20 protein-coding genes and 2 pseudogenes are annotated in these 20,654 nt (G+C 70.8%); 13 read left to right on the top strand and 9 right to left on the bottom strand.

All coding sequences use genetic code 11. From position 1 onward, the window contains the following. Window positions 1–124 precede the first annotated feature (124 nt). On the bottom strand, window positions 125–2,158 hold the full coding sequence (locus ACWCQ6_RS06410; protein WP_451086019.1) for a thioredoxin domain-containing protein: 2,034 nt from the start codon (window positions 2,156–2,158) through the stop codon (window positions 125–127). Between the two features lie 115 nt (window positions 2,159–2,273). Between ACWCQ6_RS06410 and ACWCQ6_RS06415 the strand changes: the two are divergent. Next, window positions 2,274–2,354 (top strand): annotated as a pseudogene (locus ACWCQ6_RS06415) (DNA-binding protein); the annotation flags it as partial. 48 nt (window positions 2,355–2,402) lie between these two features. Here ACWCQ6_RS06415 and ACWCQ6_RS06420 read toward each other — a convergent pair. Then, window positions 2,403–2,561, bottom strand: a pseudogene (locus ACWCQ6_RS06420) (DUF255 domain-containing protein); the annotation flags it as partial. 125 nt (window positions 2,562–2,686) lie between these two features. Between ACWCQ6_RS06420 and ACWCQ6_RS06425 the strand changes: the two are divergent. Beyond that, on the top strand, window positions 2,687–5,929 hold the full coding sequence (locus ACWCQ6_RS06425) for a tetratricopeptide repeat protein (RefSeq protein WP_451086021.1): 3,243 nt from the start codon (window positions 2,687–2,689) through the stop codon (window positions 5,927–5,929). 108 nt (window positions 5,930–6,037) lie between these two features. Here ACWCQ6_RS06425 and ACWCQ6_RS06430 read toward each other — a convergent pair whose 3' ends face one another. After that, window positions 6,038–6,271 (bottom strand): hypothetical protein, encoded by a 234-nt coding sequence (locus ACWCQ6_RS06430; RefSeq protein WP_451086023.1) that lies wholly within the window; start codon window positions 6,269–6,271, stop codon window positions 6,038–6,040. Window position 6,272: 1 nt separating this feature from the next. Beyond that, window positions 6,273–7,154 carry a mycothiol conjugate amidase Mca gene (gene mca / locus ACWCQ6_RS06435; RefSeq protein ID WP_451086025.1) on the bottom strand — a complete coding sequence of 294 codons (882 nt, stop codon included), beginning with the start codon at window positions 7,152–7,154 and terminating at the stop codon, window positions 6,273–6,275. Window positions 7,155–7,251: 97 nt separating this feature from the next. Here mca and ACWCQ6_RS06440 point away from each other — a divergent pair, with 97 nt between their 5' ends. Both ACWCQ6_RS06440 and greA read left to right on the top strand, forming a co-directional pair. Then, window positions 7,252–7,668, top strand: coding sequence for a DUF4307 domain-containing protein (locus ACWCQ6_RS06440; protein ID WP_451086027.1), 417 nt, complete (start codon window positions 7,252–7,254; stop codon window positions 7,666–7,668). 184 nt (window positions 7,669–7,852) lie between these two features. After that, window positions 7,853–8,350, top strand: coding sequence for a transcription elongation factor GreA (gene greA, locus ACWCQ6_RS06445; protein WP_451086029.1), 498 nt, complete (start codon window positions 7,853–7,855; stop codon window positions 8,348–8,350). A 69-nt stretch (window positions 8,351–8,419) separates the two neighbouring features. Here greA and ACWCQ6_RS06450 read toward each other — a convergent pair whose 3' ends face one another. From ACWCQ6_RS06450 to ilvA, 3 genes are all read right to left on the bottom strand, one after another. Further along, entirely contained in the window at window positions 8,420–9,205 is a 786-nt protein-coding gene (locus tag ACWCQ6_RS06450) for an ABC transporter permease (RefSeq protein WP_451086226.1), read from the bottom strand. Between the two features lie 65 nt (window positions 9,206–9,270). Continuing rightward, window positions 9,271–10,293 carry an ATP-binding cassette domain-containing protein gene (locus tag ACWCQ6_RS06455; protein WP_451086031.1) on the bottom strand — a complete coding sequence of 341 codons (1,023 nt, stop codon included), beginning with the start codon at window positions 10,291–10,293 and terminating at the stop codon, window positions 9,271–9,273. Between the two features lie 170 nt (window positions 10,294–10,463). Next, entirely contained in the window at window positions 10,464–11,693 is a 1,230-nt protein-coding gene (gene ilvA / locus ACWCQ6_RS06460) for a threonine ammonia-lyase (RefSeq protein WP_451086033.1), read from the bottom strand. Window positions 11,694–11,871: 178 nt separating this feature from the next. Between ilvA and ACWCQ6_RS06465 the strand changes: the two genes are divergently transcribed. The 4 genes from ACWCQ6_RS06465 to ACWCQ6_RS06480 all read left to right on the top strand — a co-directional run bounded on the left by ACWCQ6_RS06465 (window position 11,872) and on the right by ACWCQ6_RS06480 (window position 13,478). Further along, window positions 11,872–12,402, top strand: a complete 531-nt coding sequence (locus ACWCQ6_RS06465) for a MarR family winged helix-turn-helix transcriptional regulator (protein ID WP_451086035.1) — start codon at window positions 11,872–11,874, stop codon at window positions 12,400–12,402. A 72-nt stretch (window positions 12,403–12,474) separates the two neighbouring features. Further along, window positions 12,475–12,969 (top strand): sigma factor-like helix-turn-helix DNA-binding protein, encoded by a 495-nt coding sequence (locus ACWCQ6_RS06470; protein WP_451086037.1) that lies wholly within the window; start codon window positions 12,475–12,477, stop codon window positions 12,967–12,969. Beyond that, on the top strand, window positions 12,966–13,214 hold the full coding sequence (locus ACWCQ6_RS06475; RefSeq protein WP_451086039.1) for a hypothetical protein: 249 nt from the start codon (window positions 12,966–12,968) through the stop codon (window positions 13,212–13,214). Before ACWCQ6_RS06470 ends, ACWCQ6_RS06475 begins: the two co-directional genes overlap by 4 nt. Window positions 13,215–13,286: 72 nt before the next feature. Beyond that, window positions 13,287–13,478, top strand: a complete 192-nt coding sequence (locus tag ACWCQ6_RS06480) for a DUF1059 domain-containing protein (RefSeq protein WP_189545202.1) — start codon at window positions 13,287–13,289, stop codon at window positions 13,476–13,478. A 66-nt stretch (window positions 13,479–13,544) separates the two neighbouring features. Here the strand turns inward: ACWCQ6_RS06480 and ACWCQ6_RS06485 are convergent, their stop codons facing one another. After that, window positions 13,545–14,690, bottom strand: coding sequence for a cystathionine gamma-synthase (locus ACWCQ6_RS06485; protein WP_451086041.1), 1,146 nt, complete (start codon window positions 14,688–14,690; stop codon window positions 13,545–13,547). A gap of 68 nt (window positions 14,691–14,758) precedes the next feature. Between ACWCQ6_RS06485 and ACWCQ6_RS06490 the strand changes: the two genes are divergently transcribed. The 4 genes from ACWCQ6_RS06490 (at window position 14,759) to ACWCQ6_RS06505 (ending at window position 18,361) form a co-directional block, all read left to right on the top strand. Next, window positions 14,759–15,862 (top strand): hypothetical protein, encoded by a 1,104-nt coding sequence (locus ACWCQ6_RS06490; protein ID WP_451086043.1) that lies wholly within the window; start codon window positions 14,759–14,761, stop codon window positions 15,860–15,862. A gap of 82 nt (window positions 15,863–15,944) precedes the next feature. Beyond that, entirely contained in the window at window positions 15,945–16,610 is a 666-nt protein-coding gene (gene msrA / locus ACWCQ6_RS06495; RefSeq protein ID WP_451086045.1) for a peptide-methionine (S)-S-oxide reductase MsrA, read from the top strand. A 158-nt stretch (window positions 16,611–16,768) separates the two neighbouring features. Further along, the gene (locus ACWCQ6_RS06500; RefSeq protein ID WP_451086047.1) at window positions 16,769–17,353 is read left to right on the top strand and encodes a DinB family protein; all 585 of its coding nucleotides are present in this window, start codon (window positions 16,769–16,771) and stop codon (window positions 17,351–17,353) included. 225 nt (window positions 17,354–17,578) lie between these two features. Continuing rightward, the gene (locus ACWCQ6_RS06505) at window positions 17,579–18,361 is read left to right on the top strand and encodes an integrase (protein WP_451086049.1); all 783 of its coding nucleotides are present in this window, start codon (window positions 17,579–17,581) and stop codon (window positions 18,359–18,361) included. 149 nt (window positions 18,362–18,510) lie between these two features. Here ACWCQ6_RS06505 and ACWCQ6_RS06510 read toward each other — a convergent pair whose 3' ends face one another. Continuing rightward, window positions 18,511–19,500, bottom strand: coding sequence for a CehA/McbA family metallohydrolase (locus tag ACWCQ6_RS06510; RefSeq protein ID WP_451086051.1), 990 nt, complete (start codon window positions 19,498–19,500; stop codon window positions 18,511–18,513). 218 nt (window positions 19,501–19,718) lie between these two features. Between ACWCQ6_RS06510 and ACWCQ6_RS06515 the strand changes: the two genes are divergently transcribed. Then, window positions 19,719–20,315, top strand: a complete 597-nt coding sequence (locus ACWCQ6_RS06515; protein WP_451086053.1) for a TlpA family protein disulfide reductase — start codon at window positions 19,719–19,721, stop codon at window positions 20,313–20,315. Window positions 20,316–20,654 lie beyond the last annotated feature (339 nt).

Here is a 20,654-nt window from a genome sequence, read left to right on the forward strand (position 1 = left end):
CTGTGACCCGCTGGAGAGCGGCCCGGCGCTGTGACCCGCTGGAGAGCGGCCCGGCGCTGTGACCCGCTGGAGAGCGGCCCGGCGCTGTGACCCGCTGGAGAGCGGCCCGGCGCTGTGACCCGCGTCAGGCCCCGCCGCCCCCGAGGGCGCGTGCCAGCTCCGCTGCGTCCGTGGTCGGCGCATCGCACACGAAGTGCCTGCACACATACGCCGTGGGCGACCCGCCCGCCATCGGCCGGTCCGCCAGCAGCGGGAACTCGGCCCCACCCGTCTCCCCCACCGCCACCACCGCGCCCGGCGCCGTGCCCAGCAGCGCCGTACGGTGCAGCTCGCCGCCGACCGGCCCGGCGACCGCGACCTCGCGTGGCCCGTCGAGCAGTGCCTCCGCGACGGCGAGGCCCCAGCCGGTGAAGCGCGGAGCCCGCGGCCCGAGCGCCGTCACCACACCCAGAGCACCCTCCGCGGCGGTGCGGTGGGCCTCGGAGCCGGTGTGCGCGGCGTACGAGAGCAGCGCCCCGGCCGCCGCCGTCCAGCCTGCCGGGGTCGCGTTGTCGGTGGGGTCCTGCGGGCGGCGGATGAGCTGCTCGGCGTCGTCCGCCGTGTCGTAGAGCCGGCCGCCCTCGCCCGTGAAGTGCACGAGCACGATGTCGAGCAGGAAGCCGGCGAACTCCAGCCAGGCGCCCTCGCCGGTGACCGAGGCCAGGGCGAGGAAGCCCTCGGCCACGTCGCCGTAGTCCTCCAGCACCCCGGCGTGCCCGCCGGCCCGCCCGTCCCTGGACGTACGGTCCAGCCGGGCGGTGTGGCCCATGTGCACCCGTACCAGCAGGTCCGCCGCCTCGGTGGCGCGCTCGACGAGGTCGGGCCGGCCGAAGTACGCCCCCGTCTCGGCGAGCGCGGCGATCGCCAGGCCGTTCCAGGAGGCGACCACCTTGTCGTCCCGGCCGGGGCGCTGGCGCAGCTCGCGGGCGGCCAGCAGCGCGGCCCGCACCCGGGCGACCCGGTCCGCGTCCGCCCCGGCGTCCGCCCGCGGCAGTTGGAGGACCGAGGCGCCCTCCTCGAAGGTGCCCTCCGGCGTCACCCCGAAGTACTCCGCGGCGAAGGCGGCGTCCTCCTCGCCGAGCACCTCCCGCAGCTGCTCGGGCGTCCACACGTAGTACGCGCCCTCGGCATGCCGCCCGGTCCCGTCCTCGCTGTCCGCGTCGAGCGCGGAGGCGAAACCGCCCTCGGCGGTGCGCAGTTCGCGCACCATGAAGTCGGCGGTCTCCAGGGCGACCCGGCGGGCCTGCTCCGAGCCGGTGGCCCGCCACAGATGTGCGTACACCCGGCAGAGCAGCGCGTTGTCGTAGAGCATTTTCTCGAAGTGGGGTACCAAAGGGCCACCAGTCCGAGGCGTGAGAACGTACCGATGAAACCCGCTCCCCACCTGGTCGTACAGGCTCGAGCCGGCCATCGCGCCGCACAGTCCTTCTGCCATCTCCAGCGCGGCCACGGAGCCGGCCCGCGCGTGGTGGCGCAACAGGAACTCGATCACCATCGACGGCGGGAATTTGGTGTTTCCCTTGAACCAGCCGCTCGCGGGTTCGATGTCCCGAGTCAACTGGAGGAGCGCAAGGGCCTGGGTCTCCTCGGTGGACGTCCCGGCATCCCCGGTGCTCAGCTCCCGCCCGGCAAGATCCCGGGTGATCTTCCCCGCAATTTCTCGTACCTCGTCACGTCGGCTCGCCCAGGCGTTGTGCACACCTCCGAGCACCTGGCGGAAGGACGGCATGCCATGGCGAACCTCGGGCGGGAAGTAGGTGCCGAAGTAGAAGGGCTCCCCGTCCGGCGTCATGAACACGGACATGGGCCAGCCGCCCTGTCCAGTGGCGGCTTGCACAGCTTCCATGTAGACCGCGTCCACGTCGGGCCGCTCCTCACGGTCCACCTTGACGGATACGAAGTGCTCGTTCATGTACGCAGCGGTGTCGTCGTCCTCGAAGGACTCGTGCGCCATGACGTGACACCAGTGGCAAGCGCTGTAGCCGACGCTCAGGAAGACGGGGACGTTACGCCGCCGGGCTTCCTCGAAGGCAGCGGGCTCCCAGGGCCACCAGTCGACGGGGTTGTCCGCGTGCTGGATGAGGTACGGGGACGTGGCCTGCGCGAGTCGGTTGGGCATACCCCCATCCTTGCGCACCTGCCTGCGCCCCGCCCATGCGCCACAGGAGCAGCGCACGATCGCGACCGAGGGGTGCCGACCCGGTGCTCGCTCGGCCGGTACGGCACCGCTCTCCGCCTCCCCGATCGTCCTGACCTCCGACCGCGACGACTGGTCGAAGCTCTGCGGGAGCCGCGTGATCATCAGAGAGGTGTGAGCGCCGCCGAGTACTGGGTTTGCGAGTACTGGGTTTGCGAGTTCACTGGCACCAGTGGCACGCCGAGTGGCCGACCGACAGCAGAACGGGCACATTACGCCGCCGCGCCTCCTCGAACGCCTCCGGCGACCAGGGCCACCGGCCGACAGAATGGTCGGCATGCCGGAGGAGGTACGGGGAAGTCTCACGGTCCAGGCGATTCGGCATGGCCTCGTCCTCCCTCGGTCCCGGTTGATCGCATCACTCTCTCGCGCTGACACCCCGTACGCAGGAGACTGAGCGGCGATGCCGGCCGACGCCGTAGCAACCGTCGTATCCGGAGGGGGACAGACATGCGGGAGCGCCATCGGGCCGAAGTCGAAGGGCTGTTGGTACGGGCCGTGGAGGAGGAGGTGCGGCGCTCGGGCGGCCGGGCCGACGCGGCCACGCTGACGGCGCGCGGGCGGGCCGCGCTGGATTCGCTGGCGGCCGCCGCGGACGACGAGTACGCCGCGTATGTCCAGGCGCTGGACGCGGCGGAGGCCGGGGCACAGCCGCTGTCGCAGCGGTTCAGCCGGGCGGCGATGGGAACACCCCTGCTGGTGACGGGAGTTGCCGCAGTCGCCGCGTTCGGCGCGGATGTCGCCTTCGGTACGGCGACCGGGCCGGCGCTCGGCGCGGGCGCCGTCGTCGCGGTCGCGGGGGCCACCGCCACCGTCGCCAAGGTCACCGCTTCCCACTGGCCCGCCGCCCACCGGCGGGCCGGCGCGCTGGGGCAGCCCGGCGGTACCGAACAGCTGCGGCTCCAGTGGCTGGCGGCGCTGGAGGTGCGGGGCATCCGCCCCTTCATCGACCAGCAGCGGATGCTCACCGCCTCGTCCCGCACCCCGGCAAAGAAGGTCCCGGCGCAGTCGCGGACCGCTCCGTCGCTGCGCCGCACGGACCGCAGCGCGGCAGCCCGTACGCGCTCGCTGCTGGAGCAGTCGTTCGGCCATCTGCCCGCCTCCGGCGGGCCGTTCGCGGGACGGCGGGCCGAGCTGGAGCAGATCGCCCGCTGGGTGCGGGAGGCCCGTGCGTCGACGGAGACCAAACCGACCGTCGTCGTCCTGCACGGCACGCCCGGCTCCGGGCGCACCTCGCTCGCGGTGCGGGCCGCGCACAGTCTGAAGGACCTGTTCCGCGGCGCCTGCGTGGTGGACCTGCGAGGCGATGTGGCCGGTGAGACGCCGCTGTCGACCCGGGACGCGCTGCTGCACCTGCTGAACCGGCTGGGCGCGCCCCGTGAGCAGCTGCTGTTCCGGGAAGGGGCCTCCGCCGAGCAGCAGGTGCGGCGGCTGAGCGAGCTGTACCACCAGCATCTGACCGGCACCCCGGTGACGATCGTCCTGGACGACGCGGGTGACCCGGAGCAGGTCCGCACCCTGGTCCCCGAGCGTTCCGACAGCCTCGTCCTGGTCACCGCCCGCGAGCCCCTGGAGCTGCCGGCCGACATCCCGGCCCGGGTCCACCGGCTGCCGGTCGGGGCATTGGACGCGGCCGGTGCGGAGGAGCTGCTGCGCGAGGCGGCACAGGCCGAGGAGGAGGGGCCGTACGACGCACGGGCCACGGACACCGTCGCGGAGCTGTGCGGCGGGCTGCCGCTCGCGCTGCGGATAGCGGGCTCCTCGCTCGGGGCACGCACCCGCGGCGCGCTGGCCGCCGACCTCGCCGGGTACGGGCAGGTCGGCCCGGTCGAGCGGGCGCTGTGGCTGCGCTACACCGACCAGTCCGAGCAGGCGCGGCGGCTGCTGCGCCGGCTCGCGCTGGCCGGGCGGGCGAGCCTCGGCGCCGCGGCGGCGGCGGCGCTGCTCTCCGCCGACGAGCAGGAGGCCGAGCGGCTGCTGAAGGACCTGGCGGGGGCCGCGCTGCTGACCCATGTGCGGGGCTCGCGCTACCGGCTGCACGACCTCGTACGGGGCTTCGCCCTGGCCCGGCTGCGGGACGAGGAGGAGGCGGCGGACCGTACCGCCGCGCAGGAGCGGCTGATCCGGAACTACGCGGATCTGGCCGGTGCGGTGATCCGCATGGTGGACGGCAAGATGTCCACCCGGGCCGGGCAGTTCGGCTCGCACGGCTTCGGTTCGCTGGACTCGGCGCTGCGCTGGCTGGACGACGAGTCGAGCTTCATCACCTCCGCGCTGCGGCACGCCGAGGGCGTCGACCAGGGCGCCGTGCTGGACCTGCTGGGCGCGCTGTGCGACTACTGCCTGCTGCGCGGCGACCTCTACCGACTGGGTGAGATCAGCGAGTTGACGCAGGCGGTGGACCAGGGGCTGCTGGAGCGGTCCGTGCAGTGGCGTACCGGCATCGCGGCCCGTCAGCTCGGTGAGCTGGACAAGGCCCGCACCACCCTGTCGTCGGTCGTCGGCCTGTACCGCGAGGCGCAGAACGGGGCGGGTACGGCGCTGGCGCTCTGCTCGCTCGGCATCACCCTGCACCACCAGGGCAATCTGACCGAGGCGTCGGCGCGGCTGCGCGAGGCGATCGAGCTGCAGTCCTCAAAGGAGCAGGCGGCGGACCGGGCCTGGTCGATGCACGCGCTGGCGGCCGTCGAGCGCGACCGGGCCCGGATCGCGGAGGCGCTGACCCTGCTGGACACCGCGCTGGCCCTGCACCGGGAGGGCGAGTCGCTGCACGGCGAGGCGTGGACCCGGTTCCAGCTCGGCCAGACCCTGCTGCGGATGGGCGAGGTGGAGCGGGCCGAGGACGCGCTGCGCCGGGCGCTGGAGCTGTACGGCAGTACCCGTGACGAGCGCGGCGAGGCGTGGGCGCTGACCCAGCTGGCCCGCGCCCGGCTCCTGGACGGCGACCCGGCCACGGCCGTGGAGCAGCTGGACCGGGCGCTGGCCCGCCACCGGGACAACGAGGACGCGCGCGGCGAGGCGTGGACGCTGTTCTACCTGGGCCAGGCCCTGGAGGAGAGCGGTGACACCGACCGGGCGGTCCGGCAGCTGGAGCGGGCCCGCACGATGTTCTCCCGGATGCGGGACGTGTACGGGCTGGCGTGCGCCCGCCACCACTCGGGCCGGGTCACCCGTGACCAGCAGGCGGCCCGGACCGGGAACCTGCGCAACTCGGGCTTCGCCCGTCAGCTCCTGGTGGACGCCCGCGCCGACTTCCGGCGCATCGGGGTCGCCCACGGCGAGGCGTGGACGTGCCTGGAGCTGGCTCTGATCGACGCGGGCAACAACCGGGCCCCGCAGGCGCTGGAGCTGTGCGGCGAGGCGGTGGAGCTGTTCGGCTCGTACGGCGACGCCCGGGGTGCGGACTGGGCCCGCTTCCTGCGCTGCACGCTGCTGCCCTACGCGTCGCCGGGCGGCAGTGAGGTGGGCACGGCGGTGGCGCAGCAGGAGCTGGCCGAGCTGCTGGGGGCCGGGCACCCGGCGCGCGACGGCAAGCTGGAGGACTGCGCGGAGGCGTACACGGTGGTGCTGAACCGCGGCGTGGACCTGGAGGACGGCTGGCAGGCATGGCGCCTGGGCATGACGCCGACCCGCCATGCCCGGGAGGTCATGGGCGTACCGGTCCCGGCCGGGTACGGCCCGGCCGGCGACTGAGGACGGCGCCGGGCCTGGCCGGCCAGGGACCGGCCGGACCGATGCCGGGCGGCGGGGCGGCTCCGGTTCGTTCCGGAGCCGCCCCGCTCTCGTCTGCCTCTGCTGCTACTACCGCTTCGAGGAGCCCGCCCCTGCGGTGGCTTCGGCAGCCACCTCGTCCGGGTCCGGGGCCTCCTCGAAGTCGACCTTGCCCATGTGCCGGTTCATGGACTTCATCAGCAGCCACACGCCTACGGCGAGCGCCGCGAAGACGAGGAAGCCGAGAACGCCGGGGGTCACCTTGTTCTTGTCGAGCTCTTCGGCGAGCGGAACGAGGTCGGTCAGTGCCTGGGTCGCGTACATATCAGGCATTGTCGCGGATGCCCGCGAAGAGGTCGCTCTCGGGGAGGGAGGTATCGACGAGAGACTTCGCCAGCTCGTACTCCTCGGTCGGCCAGACCTCCTTCTGGATGTCCATCGGAACGCGGAACCAGCCGCCTTCCGGGTCGATCTGCGTGGCGTGCGCGATCAGCGCCTTGTCGCGGATCTCGAAGAAGTCCGCACACGGAACGTGCGTGGTCAGCGTGCGCTCGTCGCGCTCGAACTCCTTCCAGCGCTTGAGCCACTCGCCGTACGGCGACTCCAGACCGCGGGCCAGCAGCGCCTCGTGCAGCGCCACCGTGCGCGGCCGGTTGAAGCCCTGGTTGTAGTAGAGCTTCTGCGGCTGCCAGGCCGGACCGAACTCAGACTCGGGGAACGTCTCGGTGTCCGCCGCACCGTCGAAGGCGATCATCGTGATCTTGTGGGTCATGATGTGGTCGGGGTGCGGGTACCCGCCGTTCTCGTCGTACGTGGTGACGACCTGCGGCCGGAAGGCGCGGATGCTGCGGACGAGACGGCCCGCGGCCTTCTCCTCGTCCTCCAGCGCGAAGCAGCCCTCGGGCAGCGGGGGCAGCGGGTCGCCCTCGGGCAGGCCCGAGTCGACGAAGCCGAGCCACTCCTGACCGACGCCCAGGATCTCCCGGGCCTCGGCCATCTCCTTCCTGCGCACCTCGTGGATGTTCTCCTCGATGTACGCGTCGCCCTGGAGCTTCGGATTGAGGATGGAGCCGCGCTCGCCTCCCGTGCAGGTCACCACCAGCACGTCCACCCCCTCGGACACATACTTGGCCATGGTGGCCGCGCCCTTGCTCGACTCGTCGTCGGGGTGGGCGTGCACGGCCATCAGTCGCAGCTGCTCGGTCAACTCTCGATCCTCAGTGATTCGGCACATGGGCGGGCTTCTATAGTGACCGAACCGGGGGGTGGAAAATTCCTCGATCCCCGGCACGGGAGGAACGATCATGACCGCGGTGCGCGAAGCGCCTCCGGAGAACCGCTACGGCCGCTCCGCCGACCAACGCGCGGACCGCCGGCTCAAGATCGTCGGCTCGGTGCTGGGCGTCGTGTTCCTCGGTGTGGTCGGCTGGATCGGTTACGACTACGTCACCGGCCAGGGCATCAGCGCCGAGGTGATCAAGCGCAAGGTCGTCTCGGACGAGCGGGTCGACGTCCACCTCGAAGTGCGCAAGGACAAGGACGCCAAGGGCTACTGCACCCTGCGCGCACAGCACGAGGACGGCAGCGACGTGGCCCGCAAGGACTTCCGCTTCGACGAGCGCACGGACCGGATCGACCAGGTCCTGACGCTGCGTACGACGGCCAGGGCCACCAGCGTCGAGCTGCTGGGCTGCACCGTCGACGGCGGGGCGTCGCATTGACCGGCGCATGCCGGCCCTGACCCACCGGTTCCCCGGCCCGACCTGCGCATACGCGGTCCCGGTGATTTACCTTCTCCCCCTTTTCCTGGGGAATTGTTAGGCTCGTGGTTTCGCCCACCCGTGGTGGCACATGCTTACGGGTAGGGCGATGCTTTGTATTCCCAGTACCGACGAGGAGCACCCTGTGACCCAGACCAGCGAAAACGTCACCTGGCTCACGCAGGAGGCGTACAACCAGCTCAAGGCCGAGCTGGAGCACCTGTCTGGTCCCGCGCGCACGGAGATCGCCGTAAAGATCGCGGCGGCCCGTGAGGAGGGCGACCTGCGAGAGAACGGCGGGTACCACGCGGCCAAGGAGGAGCAGGGCAAGATGGAGCTCCGGGTGCGCCAGCTGACCCAGCTCCTGGAGCACGCGAAGGTCGGCGAGGCACCTGCCGACGACGGCGTGGTCGAGCCCGGCATGGTCGTGACGATCGCCTTCGACGGCGACCCGGACGACACGGTGACCTTCCTGCTCGCCTCCCGCGAGTACGCCAGCTCGGGCATCGAGACGTACTCCCCGCAGTCGCCGCTCGGCATGGGCGTGAACGGCAAGCGGATGGGCGACGACGCCGAGTACGAGCTGCCGAACGGCAAGACGGCCACCGTGAAGATCCTCACGGCGAAGCCGTACACCGGCTGACCGGGCACCAGCGACGTGGGGAGCCTCCGGCCTTCGGGCCGGGGAGGCTCCCCACGTGTGCGGCGGTCCTCAGACCGCCACCTGCCGGTACTTGCGCACCGCCAGGGTGCGGAAGACCACCAGGATCAGCAGTGACCAGAGCAGCGATGCCCACACCGGGTGCACCATCGGCCAGGCGTCCGACGGCGACACGCCCGGGTTGCCGAAGAGCACCCGGCAGGCCTGGACGGTGGCGCTGAACGGGTTCCATTCGGCGATCGGCTGGAGCCAGCTCGCCATGTTCTCGGTGGGCACGAAGGCGTTCGAGATGAACGTGACCGGGAAGAGCCAGATCAGTCCGCCGGAGGTGGCCGCCTCCGGGGTGCGGACCGAGAGGCCGATCAGTGCCCCGATCCAGGAGAAGGCGTATCCCAGCAGGAGCAGCAGCGCGAAGCCGCCGAGCACCTTGCCGATGTTCTCGTGGGTGCGCCAGCCGACCAGCAGGGCGACGACGGCGAGGACCAGCAGGGTCAGCGTCGTCTGGACGAGGTCGGCAAGCGTACGGCCGGTGAGGACCGCGCCGCGCGCCATGGGCAGCGAGCGGAACCGGTCGATGAGGCCCTTGTGCATGTCGTCGGCGATGCCCGCGCCGGCTCCGGCGGTGGCGAAGGTGACGGTCTGCGCGAAGATGCCGGCCATCAGGAAGTTGCGGTACTCGGCGGGGCTGGTGGAGCCGCCGATCATCATCGAGCCGCCGAAGACGTAGCTGAACAGCACGACGAACATGATCGGCTGGATGAGCCCGAAGATGATCATCTCGGGGATCCGGGCCATGCGGATCAGGTTCCGGCGGGCGATGACGAGGGAGTCCCGCATCGACTGCCCGATACCGCCGCCCGCCCTGGGGGCGGCCGGCGTCAGGGCCGTTTCGCTGATGGCGCTCACTTGCCCGCCTCCGTCCCCGCCAGGGCGCCGTCGGCCGGGCCGGTCCCGGTCGCTTCACCGTTCCCGTCGTCAAGCTGAGGTCCGGCGGTGTGCCCGGTGAGCGAGAGGAAGACGTCGTCGAGGGTGGGGCGGCGCAGTCCGATGTCGTCGATCTCCACGCCTCGGGCGTCGAGGTCGCGGATGACCTCGGCCAGCAGCTTGGCGCCGCCGAGGACCGGGACGGTCAGCTTGCGCATGTGCTCGGCGACGGCGACCTCGCCCTTGCCGAGGTGGGCGAGCACGGCGCGGGCCGGGTCGATCTGGTCGCGCTGGTGCACCACGACCTCGACGCGTTCGCCGCCGGTGCGGGCCTTGAGCTCGTCGGAGGTGCCGCGGGCGATGACCAGCCCGTGATCCATCACACAGATCTCGTGGGCGAGATGGTCGGCCTCCTCCAGATACTGCGTGGTGAGCAGCAGCGTCGTGCCGCCCGCGACGAGTTCCTCGATGACCTCCCAGAGCTGCTGCCGGTTGCGCGGGTCGAGGCCGGTGGTCGGCTCGTCCATGAACATGACCGGCGGAGAGACGACGAGCGCCGCCGCCAGGTCGAGGCGGCGCCGCATGCCTCCGGAGTACGTCTTGGCGGTGCGGTCGGCCGCGTCGGCGAGGTTGAAGCGCTCCAGCAGCTCCCCCGCCCTGGCCTTCGCGTCCCGTGCGCCCATCTGGTAGAGCTGGCCGACCATCTGGAGGTTCTCGCGGCCGGTCAGATACTCGTCGACCGCGGCGAACTGGCCGGAGAGGCCGATCGACCGGCGTACCTCATTGGGCTTCTTCAGTACGTCGATGCCCGCGACGACAGCCCTGCCGCTGTCGGGCCTGAGCAGGGTGGTGAGGACGCGCACGGCCGTCGTCTTGCCTGCGCCGTTGGGGCCGAGAAGCCCGAGAACGGTGCCTTCCGGCACATCGAGATCGACACCGCCGAGTGCTCGTACATCGCCGAAGGTCTTCACCAGACCTTCGGCATGGATGGCGCCTGGCATATGGATTCCCCCAGTGCGTTCGGGTGACTTCCTCAACAGATCCTAGGTTTGACGGTCTTTCCGCGCCTGGTGAACATCTGCGGGCGGACATGCCCGTGACGACCTGACGGCGACAGCAACGTAACGCGATACATCGCGATACGCAAGGGACGGTGCGGTGACGGTACGGGTCAGTCCATCACCAGATAGCCCGCGTCGCGCAGCGCCCCCGAGACCTCCGTGCAGTGCTCCGGCCCCTTCGTCTCCAGCTGCAGCTCCACCTCGACCTCGGTGAGCCCGAGCCGGGGATCGGTCCGCACATGGCCGATGTCGAGCACATTGGCGTCGACCACCGAGAGCACGCCCAGCAGCGTGGCCAGCGCACCGGGACGGTCGGTCAGACGCAGCCGCAGGCTCAGATAGCGGCCGGCCGCCACCATGCCGTGGGTCAGGATGCGCTGCATCAGCAGCGGGTCCACATTGCCGCCCGAGAGCAGCGCGACCACCGGCCCGTGGAACGCCTTCGGATCGCTCAGCAGGGCCGCGACCGGGCTCGCACCGGCCGGCTCCACCACCAGCTTCGCCCGCTCCAGACAGAGCAGCAGCGCACTGGACAGCTCGTCCTCGGAGACCGTACGGACCTCGTCGACCAATTCCCTGACCAGCTCGAACGGCACATCGCCGGGGCGCCCCACCTTGATGCCGTCCGCCATCGTGTTCAGCGAACCGATCGACACCGGATGGCCCACGGCCAGCGAAGGCGGATAGCAGGCCGCGCCCGCCGCCTGCACCCCGACGATCCGCACATCGGGCCGGACCGCCTTGACCGCCACCGCGATGCCCGCCGCGAGACCGCCGCCGCCGATCCCCACGACGATGGTGCGCACCTCGGGGCACTGTTCGAGGATCTCCAGGCCCACCGTGCCCTGTCCGGCGATGATGTCCGGGTGGTCGAAGGGGTGGATGAAGACCGCACCGGTCTCCTGGGCGTACTCCTGCGCGGCGGCCAGCGTCTCGTCGACGACATGACCGTGCAGCCGGACCTCCGCCCCGTACTGGCGGGTGGCGGCCACCTTCGGCAGCGGCGCCCCGACCGGCATGAAGACCGTGGACCGTACGCCGAGCAACGCAGACGCGAGTGCGACACCCTGCGCATGGTTTCCGGCGCTCGCGGCGACGACTCCGGCCGCCCGTTCCACCGGGGACAGACCGGCGATCCGTACATACGCACCACGCAGTTTGAACGAGCCGGTCCGCTGCAGGTTCTCGCACTTGAAATGGACCGGCGCGCCCACGAGCTCGCTCAGGTGGCGGCTGCCTTCCATGGCGGTCACCCTGGCCACACCGGAGAGCATCTTCTGCGCCCCGCGGATGTCGTCGAGAATCAGTGGGGGAAAGTGACCGGTCGCGCGGAAGTTCATACGGTAAGTCTTGCAGCTCGGCCCGCGGGTTCCCGTCGTCCGGCGGGGCGCCGGGCGCCGTGTCCGCTGCCCTCCTGGGCCGTTGTCCACAGGTTTGTGCAGCACTGGTACGCGTTGCCCCGTGGCCGCGTACTCTGTCCCCCACCCATCCGACACCGCACGAAGAGAGCCCCCGGCCATGCCCCCTCAGGACATGACGACAGCTGCGTCTCCTTCCGGGGGCGCCGCCCCCGAACCCACGGGTTCCGCATACGACCTCGACGCTCTGCAGCACCAGGTCGCGGTCTTCGCCCGCCGTGCCGAGCAGACCCGCCTCGGCGGGGTCGGCCAGGTGCGCAATTCCATGGACCGGGCCGCCTATCTGCTGCTCAACCGGCTGGACCGGGAAGGTCCGATGGGTGTCAAGGCACTCGCCGCGGGCATGGGGATCGACTCCTCGACCGTGACCCGGCAGGTCGCACCGCTCGTCGACACCGGCCTGGTCAAGCGCACCTCGCACCCGGAGGACGGCCGGGCCGTCGTGCTCCAGCTGTCGCCGCGCGGCCAGGCGCGCCTGGAAGAGGTCCGCGGCTCCCGGCGCGAGCTCATGACCCAGGTCACGGAAGGCTGGACGGCCGAGGAGCGCGAGACCTTCTGCGCGCTGCTCACCCGGTTCAACATCTCGCTGGCCGCCCGCCAGACCTCGCACCAGACGCCCCCCGCGGGCTGACGGAGGCTCCGGGCGGGGCGGACTGCTGCACACCTCTTGACCGGGAGCCCCGCAGCGGCTCGTATGTGGACTGTGCAAGAGCGCCAGAGGGGCCGGGAGCGGCGCCGCGCCCAGGAGTTCGACATCTTCGTCGCGGGCGCGGCCGGCCGACTGCTGCACACCGCCACGCTGCTCACCGCCGAGCCCGTGCGCCCGCCGGGAGCCAATCCCCGGGCCCAGCGGCTGCTCACGGCCGCCCTGGCACACACGTACGCACAGTGGGACGGGCTGCGCGGCGAAGACCCGTACGACCGCACCCGGCGCGGGCTGGCCGCCCGGTTCGCCCGCGAGGTCTGGCGGCACCACCGGCCGCGCGGCGGTCTGCTCGACCGCCTGACACCGCACGAACGTCTGGTCCTCGTGCTGCGGCTGTACGAAGGGGTCGCGGAGGAGCAGACCGCGGCGCTGCTCGGCCTGCCGGTGGAGCAGGTGCGGACGGTCTGCAACCGCTCGGTGGCCACGATGCGCGGCACCCGCCGGCCCACGGCACGGCGCGGCACGCCGGGCCCGCTGGGGGTGGCGCGATGAGCCGCGGTGCCGACCGGGAGGACGAGGTCAGGCGGATGCTGGACGGTCCGCATCCGCAGGTTCCGGCCGATCTGGCGCAGCGGGTGACGGAGCGCGGCGGCAGGATGCTGCGCCGTCGGCTTTTCTTCCGCCGGCTGATGCTGCTGGTGGCGTGCGCCGCGGTGGTGGCCTTCGCGGTCTGGGCGATTCAGACGCATCCCTGGCGGGTGCCTCCCGCCGAGACCACGCCGCTGGAGGGCTGGTGAGCGGCCGTCCCGGGGCTCGCGGGCGCTCTACGCTGGAATGGGCGGCACGCGGAACCGGCCGAGGAGGCTGCCATGACCAGGAAGATCGCTGACTGCCGCAAGCATCCGAGTGTGTCGCACTGCTCGCTCACCATCTCGGGTGAGGAGGAGGAAGTCGTACGGGCCGCGACGGAGCACGCGGTCTCCGTCCACGAGCACACCGACAGCCCGGAGCTGCGCGAACAGATCCGGGCGATGCTGGAGGACGAGAAGGCCGACGCCTGACCCGGCCGCGTACGTCCGGGCGGCCCCGAAGGCTCGGGCCCGCCCGGATTCGTCGAAGGGCACGCCCTAGCCGAGCGCCTGCGTCAGGTCGGCCAGCAGGTCGTCGGCGTTCTCGATGCCGACGGAGACGCGTACGAGGTCGGCCGGCACCTCCAGCGGGGAGCCCGCCGCCGAGGCGTGCGTCATGCGGCCCGGGTGCTCCACGAGCGACTCGACGCCGCCCAGCGACTCACCGAGGGTGAACAGCTTCGCCCGGTTGCAGACCTGGACCGCCGCCTCCTCGCCGCCCTCGACGCGGAAGGACACCATGCCGCCGAACGCCTTCATCTGCTTGGCGGCGATCTCGTGGCCGGGGTGCTCGGGCAGCCCCGGGTAGAGGACCTGGGTGACCTTGGGGTGCCGGGTGAGCAGATCGGTGACCTTGGTGGCGTTCTCGCAGTGCCGGTCCATGCGGACCGCCAGGGTCTTGATGCCGCGCAGCACCAGCCAGGCGTCGAACGGTCCGGCGACCGCACCCATCGCGTTCTGGTGGTACGCCAACTCATCAGCCAGTTCGGGGTCGTTGACGATCAGCGCGCCGCCGACGACGTCCGAGTGCCCGCCCATGTACTTCGTGGTGGAGTGGACCACCACATCGGCGCCCAGGGCGAGGGGCTGCTGGAGGTAGGGACTGGCGAAGGTGTTGTCGACGACCAGGCGCGCGCCCGCGGCGCGGGCCACAGCGGCGATCGCGGCGATGTCCGTGATGCCGAGCAGCGGGTTGGACGGGGTCTCCACCCAGATCGCCTTGGTGCGCGGGGTGATCGCCGCCCGTACCGCCGCCACGTCGGAGGTGTCGGCGACGGAGAACTCGACCCCCCAGCGCGAGACGACCTTCGCGAACAGCCGGAACGTACCGCCGTAGGCGTCGTTCGGGATGACCACATGGTCGCCGGGCGTCAGCAGCGTACGGAGCAGGCAGTCCTCGGCGGCCAGGCCGGAGGCGAAGGCGAGCCCGCGGCGGCCGCCCTCCAGCGCCGCGAGGTTCTCCTCCAGAGCGGTACGGGTCGGGTTGGCGCTGCGGCTGTACTCGTAGCCGCCGCGCAGTCCGCCCACACCGTCCTGCTTGTAGGTGGACACCTGGTAAATGGGCGGAACAACGGCGCCGGTGAGGGGATCGGCGGTGTTTCCCGCGTGGATCGCGCGGGTTTCGAAGCTGTGCTGGTCGCTCATGGGGCCAGAGCGTAGTTCGTCGCGAGGGCGCCCACCGGACTTCCGGGCGGTCCGGTGACAATGGGTGCATGGAGATTCTCTGGTTCCTGATCGCCCTGTGCATGATCGCCGCGATCGTCGGCCCCTTCGTGCTCCGCCGCCGGGGCGGAATCCGCCAGGTCGCGCCGGGTTCCCCGGACGCCGCCGACCCGAACGCCTACGGCTTTGTGCGCCAGGAGGAGCTGGACGTCCGGCTGCCGGGCCCGGACCAGGATCTGCTCGATGTGCTCGACGTCGTGCAGCGCACCCAGGACTGGAGGGCGGCCTCGCAGTTGCTGGCCGGTACGCCCAAGGAAGGCGAGGTGCGGTGGCAGCGGGTGCAGGCCTTCGCCGGTGCCGCCTCGCTGGAGCTGGCGCAGCAGCCCGGGGTCGGTGGCGCGTGGCTGCGCAGGTGGCGGGCCGAGGCGCCGAAGGACGCGGGCGGTGCGGCGGTGCACGCCGAGTTCCTGGTGCAGCAGGCGTGGCGTTCGTCGACCGCGGGGACGGACGACTTCCGGATCATCCTGGAGGAGGCCCGTACGGTCTGCGGCGAGGCGGCCCTGCTGGCACCGGGCGACCCCGTTCCGTACATCGTCGAGCTCGCGGTCTCCCGGGGACTCGGCTACTCCCACGAGGAGTTCGACCAGCTCTGGGCGAGGGTGATGGACCGGGCCCCGGCCCACATGGGCGCGCACATCGCCGCGCTGCACTACTGGTGCGAGAAGTGGCACGGCTCGCGCGAGGAGGCCGACCGCTTCGCCACCTCGGCCGCCGCCCGCGCCCCGCAGGGCTCGCTGCTGGCCGCGCTGCCGCTCTTCGCCGTGTACGAGCACCTGCCCGAGGTCAATCTGGTGCAGGGCTTCTACCGCAGCGTAGTGGTGACCAAGGCCGTCGAGGGCGCCCTGTTCGCGGTGCACGCGGCCCGCCCGGACGACCCGATGCTCGCGCATGTGCGCCATCTGCTGGTCCTCTTCCTCGTCCGGATGGAACGCTGGTCGGAGGCGATGGCCCAGCTCGTCCACATCGACGGCCACGTGGGCGCGCTGCCGTGGACGCAGGACGCCGACCCGGCCGCCGAGTACACCGTCTACCGGGCGCTGGCGGTGGCCGGCTACGAGGCGAACGGCGGCAGCCCCGCGACGCTGCCCCGGTAGGGCGCGGCCGGGGCCGGGCGGAATCCGTGGCGGCCCCGCCGCGTTGTAGACACTGCACACCCACCCATGGAGGAGCCCCCGCATGTTCCTGCAACGCCGCACCCCCCAGCTCCCCACCCCGGAAGAGGCCCTGAAGGGCCGCCCCACCCCCGAATTCACCGTCCCGTCCCACCACACGGTCCTCGGCAACCCGCTGCTGGGCCCGTACCCGGAGGGTCTGGAGGTCGCGGACTTCGCGCTGGGCTGTTTCTGGGGCGCCGAGCGCAAGTTCTGGCAGACGGACGGCGTCTGGACGACCCTCGTCGGCTACCAGGGCGGCTACACCGAGAACCCCGCGTACGAAGAGGTCTGCTCGGGCCTGACCGGCCACACCGAGGCCGTCCGCGTCGTCTTCGACCCGGAGACCGTCCCGTACACCGAGCTGCTGAAGCTCTTCTGGGAGTCCCACGACCCGACCCAGGGCTTCCGCCAGGGCAACGACGTGGGCACCCAGTACCGCTCGGCGATCTACACCCACTCCCCCGAGCAGGAGGCCGCGGCAGCAGCATCCCGCGACGCCTACCAGAAGGTCCTCACGGCCGCCGGTCACGGCACGATCACCACGGAGATCCTCCCGGCTCAGGGCCGCACGTTCTGGCCTGCGGAGGCATATCACCAGCAGTACCTCGACAAGAACCCGGCGGGCTACTGCGGGATCGGCGGCACGGGCGTCTCGTGCCCGATCGGGGTGGCTCCGGCCGAGGGCTGAACGCCGGGCTCGTACGGGAAGAGCTGGTACGACTCCGGCGGACCCGTCCGGCCCCGGCCGCCGCCCCGTCCATTCCTCGGCTCCGCAGAGCAGCGGGGCGGGCCCGCCCGCCGGGTATTCGTTTCTCGCCGGAACCGTCCCCGTGCGAGAGTCGTACGGTGACTGACTCCCACCATGGTTCTGCTCGCGAACTTGACCTGCTGCGCTGGCAGTTCGACCTGACCTGGTCGCTGTTCGAGTACCACCTGGATCGACTCGTCCCCGATGACTTCCTGTGGGAACCCGCTGCGGATTGCTGGACGGTGCACCAGGCAGACGACGGGACATGGACAGCGGACTGGGCGGAGACCGAGCCCGAACCTGTTCCTGTGCCGACCATCGCCTGGCTGAGCTGGCACATCGGCTGGTGGTGGAGCGTGGCCGTGGATCACGCCTATGGGAGAACGCCCCGAGAGCGGGAGGACATCACCTGGCCCGGCGCGGGGAAGCCGACCGTCGAGTGGTTGCGCGGCCTGCGTGAGGACTGGCTGGAGGCGCTGGACCAACTCACCCCTGCCGGTCTGGACACCACCGGCCCGTTCCCGTGGCCGAATGATCCTCGGCACACCGTCGCCCACATGATTGCCTGGGTCAACGCCGAACTGATGAAGAATGTCGCAGAGATCGGTCAACTCCGCCTTCAGCGAGCGGTCAGCCAGGTACCGAACCGGACCGGCGATCCCGCCCCTGCCCGGTCGGCATAGACAGCGCCTGTCACCGCGAACGGCCCCACCGGCAGTAACCTCGGCAAAGAACCCGGCGGGCCACCGCGGGGGCTCGTGCCCGATCCGGGTCGCTCCGGCCGGGGAGCGACAGGCCGCCCGCAACCCGGCGAGTGCCCGCCTGCCTGCTTACGGACCCGGCCCGCGTGCCCGAGTAGAACGCGCGGTGCAATCGGCGGGAGGACGGCGACAGGCATGCGAGTGACGATGACGAGCGTCGCAGCGCGGACCGGCCGCGCGAACGAGGACTTCGTCGGCGCCGTACCGGCGGCAGTGGTGCTCGTCGACGGCGCCGGTATCCCCGGCACCGAATCGATCTGCCGGCACGGTGTGGCCTGGTACGCGGGTCGCCTGGGGAGCAGCCTCCTCGGCCTTCTGTCGCGTGTGCGGGACCGCAGCCTCTCGGCGCTCCTCGCTGAGGCCATCGAGCAGGTGACGGAGGATCACCGGGGTACTTGCGACGTCGCCGACCCGGTCAGTCCGTCGGCGGCCGTGGCCGTCCTCCGCCGGTCCGGCGACCGGATCGACCACCTGGTGCTCGGCGACGCGTTCCTCGTGCTCGACAGAGCCGACGGCGCGCCGCTCGTCGTCTCCGATCCCCGGGAGGTGACCATCAGCCGGCCGTACGCGTCCGCGCTCGGAGCCGTCGCCGAGGGGAGCGACGAGTGCCGCCGAATCCTGCGGGACCTGCGCGCCCACCGGAACCGGCCGGGCGGATTCTGGGTGGCCAAGGACGATCCGCGGGCGGCGGACGAGGCGATCACCGGAAGCTGCCCGGTCTCCGGTCTGACCGGTGCCGCGCTGCTCAGCAACGGGGCCAGCCGCATCGTGGACCGGTTCCGGCTCGTCGACTGGCCACAGGCCATGGCCCTCATGACATCGAGCGGGCCCGCCGAGATCATCCACCGCGTCCGCCAGGCGGAGGCGCGTCACGCGGTGGTGGCCGACGATGCGACGATCGCACACTGCACCGGTCTCGACGCGATCTGACTCGACACCGCATAGCGCGAAACCTGGAGGCGTGACGCGGTGGGACCCCGGAGAGGTGGAACGGTGGAACCGCTGGCCGTGCACAAGGCGCTGCTTTATCCGACCGCTTCAAAATGAGCTGAGCCCACGACCTTGCGCCTGGCGATCAGTCAGGTCAGGACGATCGGGTTGGTGAGTGCGGCGACGTGCCCGTTGGGATGGCGGACCTCGATGCGGACGAACGCCGAGTCGTCCGCCGTCGTGTGCCACTGCACCGCACCTGCTCCGTCGCCGGGAAGCGACACGCGGTGGACCTTCCCTCTATCAGTGTGAAAGCTGACGATCGCCGCCGGCACACCACGTACTGCTGCCTGCACTTCGACCCGCCCACCATGAGTTGCGAGCTGTTCGCCCACCCCGGCAATGCGGCCATCAACGCTGGTGGTGAACGATACGTGCACCTCCGCCGACTCGGCGATCCAGCTGCGGCCTGAGCGGATCCCGGCGAGGATCGCCTGGGTACTCAGCTCCTTGGCGAAGACCACGGTGTGCGGGATGCCGATCTGACCCTCCAGGTGTGTGTCGCTGTTGCCCATCGCCGGCCGCCAGGATCCCGTCCGGACATCAGCTGCGAGGCTCCGTCCCCACTCGGCCAGAGCGGCCTCGTTGTCGGCATTCCAGGGCCGGTCCGAAGTCCACAGCCCGTTCCACACCTCCACCACGTCGAAGCCCTGGAGGGGGAACATGAAGTCGCCCGACGGATAGGGCGCGTGGGGATGCGCGGCCACGCACAGGCCTCCCACTTGATGGACCTGATCCAGACACCGATCGATCAGTCCGTCCCTGACCTGGTGGTTCCAGTCGACGACCTGACCGGGGCCGGTGCCGAGCGCAAGCCAGTGGCCGGTCTTCGTGGTCACTTCCTCACCCAGCACTATCAAGAAGTCATCGGCAGCCAGATGCGCCCATACATCGGGTGCCGCAGCAGAGTTGTGCTCTGTTGTCGCGATGAAGTCGAGCCCGGCAACCCGTGCCCGCAGTGCCAACGCTTCGGGAGTGAGTTCTCCGTCCGAGTGGACGGAGTGGACATGGCAGTCGCCGCGGTACCAGCCCGCCCCGCGTCCCAGCGCCCGTACCGGCGGGAAGCTCGAACTCGACAAGGTTCTCCTCCATCAAAGGCCTGTCGAGCGAACGTCCAGGCAGGGCAACCAGTTCCGTGACGCCATCGGGCGCCGCCCCCGCCGAGGCATCGAGAGCGCACTTGCTCCCCTCGGGCAGGTCGACCATCGCCCAGCCCTTATACGGGAGTTGTGCCCCCGAGTCGTGGCCACACGGCCGTTGCTGAGGTGTGCCGAAGTGGGTATGCCAAGATCGGTGGATGAGCGTCTCTAGCCACATCCGATCCGTTCTGTTCGCCGCAGGAGCCGCAGCCGCAGCGATTGCCCTGTCCGCGTGTGGTACGGGCGGGACTTCGAGTTCAAGTGGGTCTGGTACCAATCTCGCCGATGCTGACGCTGGCGCTGGCCTTGAGAAGGAGGGCGACCGACTCAAGGCCCCAAGACTTACCGGCGAAACCGTCGATGGCAAGAAGCTGGACACTGCTGACTATCGGGGAAAGGTCATAGTCTTCAATGTTTGGGGTTCTTGGTGCGGTCCGTGCCGTGCTGAGGCTGATCACCTCGCCAAGGTTTCCAATGATCTGACCGACGACGGTGTGCAGTTCATCGGCATCAACACACGCGACCGGCAGACCGGTCTGGCTCTGGCTTTTGAGAAGAACTACAAGATCCCGTACCCGAGCCTGCACGACCCTGCAGGCAAGCTCCTTCTGAAGTTCCCTAAGGGAACGTTGAACTCGCAGACCATTCCGACCACGATCTTCGTCGACAGGAAAGGGAAGATTGCCGGGCGGATCATCGGAGGAGCCGGCGAAGAACGGTTGCGGGAGATGCTCAAGCCGATTGTCGCTGAGTGACCTACCCGCCAGGATGAGATGCAGTGATAATCGGCCACGCCAGGATGCCGTTCTGCACGCTGAAATCATCCGTTGATGCGTCAGTGCTGCCGGGTCAGGGCCTCGACCATGTCGTGTACCGGAACGGTGTCCACGGCCGGGTCCGGGCGTGGGCAAAGTCCGCAGCCCTCGCGAAGAGCACCGTGGCATACGGGCACCCTGAACAAAGCTCGCGAGGCCGGTGTACGAATGGTCGTGGAGTTCGACGGTCCGGACTGCGGCGCGGTATCCCACCGCGACCCCGACAAGGCCACCGGGACGCTACGCGACGCCCAGGAAGCTGCGCGCGGTCTCGACGCG

This window comes from Streptomyces sp. NPDC001880, assembly GCF_053594575.1.